The sequence below is a fragment of the uncultured Agitococcus sp. genome, assembly GCF_937920075.1.
Taxonomy (GTDB): domain Bacteria; phylum Pseudomonadota; class Gammaproteobacteria; order Pseudomonadales; family Moraxellaceae; genus Agitococcus.
The window spans coordinates 1-3,399 of sequence record NZ_CALETI010000252.1 but is presented as its reverse complement, the minus strand read 5'-3'; the positions used below and the strand labels follow the sequence as shown (position 1 = coordinate 3,399).

Genomic DNA, 3,399 nt, shown 5'->3' with positions numbered 1-3,399 from the left:
TACATGCAATTAGAAACTCCATTGTTTACAAATCTTACAGAAATCGATGGAACCCTATTAGCAACAGACCCCAATCTTTATAATCTTAAGCTAGGTGTGTGGATAGATGCTTTTGTGCGCGACCCAAGTAAAACTGAGGGAGATGCCTTGCAGTTTGCATTAAACAGTATTGATACTGCGGGTAATCGCTACATTAATGGCGTAAATGCAAGTGGTGGACTAACACTGCGCGAAAATCGCTTACGTTTGCAGCAAATTATTAATGGTGTTAGCTTAAATGGTTCTAGTATCAAAATATTTCAAACACTTGATGGTGCAAATGTTGCCCCTGGTTTAGGCTCTAATTATAGTAGCGTTAAATTAACCAGTGGCAATCAACAAACCTACCCAATTTATAATGAAAAAAATAAATTGGATGGCTGGCGTGGTCGTGCGGAGATTCAAGTCTCTAGTAAAGATTTTAAATCTGCTGGGGAGTTAATTAGCCAATTACAAAGTAAACTACAGTTAAACAACTTAAACTTTAGTGTTGCCCCTGAAACTCGCCGTGAATTAGAAAATCAATTAATCAGTGAAGCTGTTGCAGCCTTTAAAACTCGTGCTGATAAAATTAAAACAGCATGGAGTGCTAAAGGTTATAAACTCATTCAAATGAATTTAGGCACAACCAACAATCAGCCGCCACAGCCAATGTATATGATGGCTCGTGCTGCAAAAATGGAAATGGCTGATGGTGCACCTGCTGCGGATTATGCAGGCGGTCAAAGTCGCTTAAATGTACAAGTGTCTGGTAGTATTGAACTAGAGCAATGACCTCACCCTAGCCCTCTTCCACAAGGAGAGGGACTTTCAGATAAATAACTCTCGACTTTTTAGCGGTTTATTACCTAAGTGTACGGCTAAAGCAGCTCGAATAATTTTTTTAGCCGCTTGTTTGGTGGTATTTAATTGCCAATCTTCAGCCGCAATTGCCAATAGCGTTTTGCCTTGCCAAACGTTATGTTCAATTTTATCAATTAGCACAAAACCATTTTGTGGCTCATATAAATAAAAGTTATTTGGTTGAATCACTTGTTGCTGAGCATCTATACAAAAATCTAAAGCATAACCCAAGCTTGCTAATAAACAACGTTCAAAATGACGTAATGCAGGTTCTATATCGTTAGGTTTATCTTTTAAAGACTCTAAGGTTTGACTATATAAGACAAATAGTTCGGTATGCGCTTCTTCATAGGCCAATAAACGCACTAATAACTCATTCAGATAAAAACCGGCAAACATGGCATTACCTTCTAAAATATAAGGCACGCCGACACTTTCATGATTTTGCAAAGTTTTTAGTGGCTTTTTACCCCGCCATGCCATTAAACAGGGCTGAAACAAAGGCGGCGGATTTTGGCGCATGACTGCACTAATTCGGCCATGCTCTAAGGTCCACCACTCTGTTAAACGACTTTTTTCTCGATATGGCCGACTATGTAATAAGTATCCATGACATGACGGCGCGATTTCGGCCATTACACATCACCGTAACCTAAACTTTTTAAGGCACGCTCATCGTCTGACCAACCACCCTTGACCTTCACCCATAACGTGAGCATGACTTTACTGTCAAAAAGCTTTTCCATGTCCAAACGAGCTGCTTGGCCAATGGTTTTTAGTTTTTGCCCCCCCTCTCCAATCACAATTGCTTTTTGGCCATCACGTTCAACAAGAATCGTTGCATCAATACGATACAAACGACCTTCTATTTTAAATTGATCAATTTGTACCATTAAATCATAAGGAACTTCGTCACCCATTTGACGCATAATTTTTTCGCGAATCATTTCTGCGGCTAAAAAGCGCTGCGAACGATCAGTAATTTGGTCTTCGGCATACATGGGTGGTGCATAGGGTAAATAACGCCCAACAATATCATGCAATGTCGACAAATTATGACCACGTAATGCAGACAAAGGAATCACTTCTGAAAAATGACGTTTTTGATTTAAAATTTCTAAGTGTGGCAATAATGCAGCTTTATCGGTAACTGTATCCACTTTATTGAGCACAAGAATAACAGGCGTATCTACCTTTGCTAATTTTTCTAACACCAACTCATCATCAGGTGTCCATTTTAAACCATCAACCACAAATAAAATCAAATCTACGTCTTTTAAGGCACTTTGTGCTGCTTGATTCATTAAACGATTAATCGCTCTTGGTTCACGTTTATGCATACCTGGTGTATCAACATAAATCGCTTGCACATTATTTTCGGTGACAATACCAACGATTTTGTGGCGTGTGGTTTGTGGTTTACGTGACGTAATAGATAACTTTTGACCTAATAAATGGTTTAATAAGGTAGACTTACCGACATTTGGCCGCCCGACAATAGCAACAAAACCACAGCGGTAGTTTTCTGAGTCAATCTCTTGTTGGGTATTACCAAAAAAGTTTTCGATTACTTGGTCAGTCATATGATTACTGTACACCTAAATGTTGAAGAATAAGTGTGGCCGCTGCTTGCTCAGCATGACGGCGACTAGCACCTGTTGCTAAAACAGGTGGAATATTGTCAATGATACATTGAACTTGAAAGGTTTGATTGTGATCTTCACCCCATGTTGCTTGTACACTATAGGTTGGCAACGGCAAATGGCGTGATTGCAAATATTCTTGCAGACGACTTTTGGGATCTTTTAAAGTCACCTCAATGGCAACATCATTTAAACGTTGGCCATACCAACGTAATAAGCATTCACGACAGGGATCTATGCTTTGGGCATCTAAGTAAATTGCCCCTAAAATTGCCTCTAACGCATCCGCTAAAATAGAGTCACGGCGAAAACCACCGCTTTTTAACTCACCTGCACCTAAATGCAAATAATCACCCAATTTTAATTGTCGGGCGATATCTGCCAAACTGTCTTGCTTAACTAAATTAGCTCTTAGCCGAGTTAGACGACCTTCTTTTTCTTTGGGAAATTGCTGATATAAATATTCGGCAATCATCATCCCAAGAATAGAGTCCCCTAAAAACTCTAAACGTTCGTTATTATGGTTGCCACTGACACTTCGATGTGTCAATGCCAATTTAAGCCAAGCTTCATCCCTAAACTCATATCCTAAAGTATTAATTAAACGTTGATAGGTCATTATTCTACAAATCCATCAGGCTTTTCTGTGGAATAATTCTTTTTGAAATGAGCGACTACATCTAAATTGGATGCAAAATTTTTACGCTCTTCGTAATCTAATTCCACAATTAATAAATTACCTTCGCGTTTAATTACCATTAAATCTTCTACTTTACGATCTCGAACACCATTACGCTCCATTTGTGCAGCAAAATCTTTAGCAAATTTTTGTGCATCTAATTTATCAATCTGTGTTTCCCTAAATTTAGCTTTT

General features: G+C 38.8%; 5 protein-coding genes. 1 reads left to right on the top strand and 4 read right to left on the bottom strand.

All coding sequences use genetic code 11. The features are described from left to right. A partial coding sequence (locus Q0212_RS08730; RefSeq protein WP_297924591.1) for an SIMPL domain-containing protein occupies positions 1–813 on the top strand: 813 nt, incomplete at its 5' end. A 36-nt stretch (positions 814–849) separates the two neighbouring features. On the opposite strand, the gene recO is transcribed toward Q0212_RS08730, so the two are convergent. The 4 genes from recO to Q0212_RS08710 form a co-directional block, all read right to left on the bottom strand. After that, complete coding sequence (gene recO, locus Q0212_RS08725; RefSeq protein WP_297924589.1) at positions 850–1,518, bottom strand: DNA repair protein RecO; 669 nt, start codon at positions 1,516–1,518, stop codon at positions 850–852. Beyond that, entirely contained in the window at positions 1,518–2,465 is a 948-nt protein-coding gene (gene era / locus Q0212_RS08720) for a GTPase Era (RefSeq protein WP_297924586.1), read from the bottom strand. Before era ends, recO begins: the two co-directional genes overlap by 1 nt. Before the next feature lie 4 nt (positions 2,466–2,469). After that, positions 2,470–3,144: a ribonuclease III gene (gene rnc, locus Q0212_RS08715; RefSeq protein ID WP_297924584.1), complete on the bottom strand. Its 675-nt coding sequence runs from the start codon at positions 3,142–3,144 to the stop codon at positions 2,470–2,472. Beyond that, positions 3,144–3,399 (bottom strand): DUF4845 domain-containing protein (locus Q0212_RS08710; RefSeq protein ID WP_297924583.1); only part of this gene is annotated, 256 nt, incomplete at its 5' end. The genes rnc and Q0212_RS08710, both read right to left, overlap by 1 nt.

What these genes read in the sequence shown, in the direction of transcription:
- rnc (WP_297924584.1), bottom strand. Translation starts at nt 3,144, where the DNA reads ATGACCTATCAACGTTTAATTAATACTTTAGGATATGAGTTTAGGGAT.
- recO (WP_297924589.1), bottom strand. Translation starts at nt 1,518, where the DNA reads ATGGCCGAAATCGCGCCGTCATGTCATGGATACTTATTACATAGTCGG.
- era (WP_297924586.1), bottom strand. Translation starts at nt 2,465, where the DNA reads ATGACTGACCAAGTAATCGAAAACTTTTTTGGTAATACCCAACAAGAG.